Annotated in this window: 1 protein-coding gene; it reads right to left on the reverse strand. The window is 71.1% G+C overall.

Going from position 1 to position 2,938, the window contains the following annotated elements:
• A partial coding sequence (locus EVS83_RS15305; protein ID WP_208108774.1) for a beta strand repeat-containing protein occupies window positions 1-2,866 on the reverse strand: 2,866 nt, incomplete at its 3' end.
• Window positions 2,867-2,938: the final 72 nt, after the last annotated feature.

Below are 2,938 nucleotides of genomic sequence, written 5' to 3' on the forward strand. Positions count from 1 at the left end.
TGCCGGTGCTGCTGTCGCGTGCCTGCACGGCGATGTTGAACGTGCCGACGTCGGTCGGCGTACCCGCGATGGTCACGCTGGTGCCGGATGTCGCGGTGACCACGACGCCCGCCGGCAGGCCGGTGACCTGGTACGCGCTGTACGGCGCGTGGCCGCCCGACCAGGTGAACGTCTGCGTGTACGCCGCACCTGCGGTCGCCGCCAGGCTGCCCGACGCGGTGACCGTAACCACCGCATCGTTGACCGCGATCGTCGCCGTCGCCGGCGCCGTCGTGGTCATGCCGTCGGTCGCGGTGTACGTGAAGCTGTCGGCACCGGCGTAACCGGCGTTCGGCTGGTAGGTGATCGTCGTGCCGCTCGCGATGGCGGTGCCGTGCGCGGGTGCGCTGACGACGGCCACCGACGTCGCGGTGCCGACGATGTCGAGCGTCACCGGCGTGGCGCCCGCGCCGTACGGCACGGTCGCATTGACGGGGCCGGCGGTGAGCGGCGGCACCGGCGTCACGGCGGCCGACGCGGCCGACGCGGCACCGGTGCCCGCGCTGTTCGTGGCGGTGACGGTGAACGTGTACGCGGTGCCGTTCGACAGGCCGGCGACGACGATCGGGCTCGACGCACCGGTGGCGGTGATGCCGCCCGGATTCGACGTCACGGTGTACGCCGTGATGGCCGCACCGCCCGTGTTCGAAGGTGCGACGAACGACACCGTGGCCTGCGCATCGCCGGCGACGGCGCTCGCCCCGGTCGGCGCGTCGGGCGCGATCGCATTGACGGTGAACGTGCGGCTCACCCGCGTCGCCGCCTGGTAGGCCGCATTGCCGCTCTGGTCGGCATCGATGGTGCAGCTGCCGGCCGCGACGAACGTCAGCGTGCCCGAGGCCATGATCGTGCAGACCGCGGGCGTCGACGACGAGAAGGCGACGACGAGACCGGACGACGCCGTTGCGGTCAGCGTCGGCGACGTGCCGAAGTTCTGCGCGCCGGGATTCGCGAACGTGATCGTCTGCGCGCCCGCCGGTGTTGCGCTGTTCGACGGCGCCGAAGACGCGCCCGTGCCGGCGCTGTTCGTGGCGGTCACGGTGAACGCGTAGGCGACACCGTTGGTGAGGCCGGTGACCGTGATCGGCGACGCGGTGCCGGTGGCGGTGACGCCGCCCGGATTCGAGGTGACGGTATAGCCCGTGATCGACGCACCGCCGTTGCTCGCCGGCGGCGTGAACGTAACGGTGGCCTGCGTATCGCCCGCCGTGGCGGTGCCGACGGTCGGCGCGTCGGGCACGACGGCGTTGACGGTGAAGCTGCGCGTCACCGTCGTCGCGGCGTTGGTGGCGGCGTCGCCCGCCTGGTCGGCGTTGATGGTGCAGGTGCCGGCGGAGACGAACGTCAGCGCGCCGCCGGAGGTGACCGTGCACACGCCCGTCGTCGACGAGCTGAAGCTCACGTCGAGTCCGGACGTGGAGGTCGCACTCAACGTCGGCGCGGTGCCGAAGTTCTGCGCGCCGGGGTTGGCGAACGTGATGGTCTGGCTGCCCTTCGGCGTCGCCACGTTCGATGCCGACGATGCCGCGCCCGTTCCCGCCGCATTGGTCGCGGTGACGGTGAAGGTATAGGCGACGCCGTTGGTGAGACCCGTCAGTGTGATCGGGCTGGACGTACCGGATGCGGTGAAGCCGCCGGGGCTGGAGGTCACCGTGTAGCCGGTGATGGCCGTGCCGCCGGTCGTCGTCGGCGCGCTGAAGCTGATGGTGGCCTGCGCGTCACCGGCGGTCGCCGTGCCGATCGCGGGAGCGCCCGGTGCGATCGCGTTGACCGCGAACGATTGCGTCACGGTCGGCGCGGCCGAATACGCGGCGTTGCCGGACTGGTTCGCGTTGATGGTGCAGGTGCCGGCGGAGACGAACGTCAGCGCGCCGCCGGAGGTGACCGTGCACACGCCCGTCGTCGACGAGCTGAAGCTCACGTCGAGTCCGGACGTGGAGGTCGCACTCAACGTCGGCGCGGTGCCGAAGTTCTGCGCGCCGGGGTTGGCGAACGTGATGGTCTGGCTGCCCTTCGGCGTCGCCACGTTCGATGCCGACGATGCCGCGCCCGTTCCCGCCGCATTGGTCGCGGTGACGGTGAAGGTATAGGCGACGCCGTTGGTGAGACCCGTCAGTGTGATCGGGCTGGACGTACCGGATGCGGTGAAGCCGCCGGGGCTGGAGGTCACCGTGTAGCCGGTGATGGCCGTGCCGCCGGTCGTCGTCGGCGCGCTGAAGCTGATGGTGGCCTGCGCGTCACCGGCGGTCGCCGTGCCGATCGCGGGAGCGCCCGGTGCGATCGCGTTGACCGCGAACGATTGCGTCACGGTCGGCGCGGCCGAATACGCGGCGTTGCCGGACTGGTTCGCGTTGATGGTGCAGGTGCCGGCGGAGACGAACGTCAGCGCGCCGCCGGAGGTGACCGTGCACACGCCCGTCGTCGACGAGCTGAAGCTCACGTCGAGTCCGGACGTGGAGGTCGCACTCAACGTCGGCGCGGTGCCGAAGTTCTGCGCGCCGGGGTTGGCGAACGTGATGGTCTGGCTGCCCTTCGGCGTCGCCACGTTCGATGCCGACGATGCCGCGCCCGTTCCCGCCGCATTGGTCGCGGTGACGGTGAAGGTATAGGCGACGCCGTTGGTGAGACCCGTCAGTGTGATCGGGCTGGACGTACCGGATGCGGTGAAGCCGCCGGGGCTGGAGGTCACCGTGTAGCCGGTGATGGCCGTGCCGCCGGTCGTCGTCGGCGCGCTGAAGCTGATGGTGGCCTGCGCGTCACCGGCGGTCGCCGTGCCGATCGCGGGAGCGCCCGGTGCGATCGCGTTGACCGCGAACGATTGCGTCACGGTCGGCGCGGCCGAATACGCGGCGTTGCCGGACTGGTTCGCGTTGATGGTGCAGGTGCCGGCGGAGACGAA

The organism is Cognatilysobacter terrigena (genome assembly GCF_004361065.1).
In the GTDB taxonomy this organism is placed as follows: Bacteria; Pseudomonadota; Gammaproteobacteria; order Xanthomonadales; family Xanthomonadaceae; genus Cognatilysobacter; species Cognatilysobacter terrigena.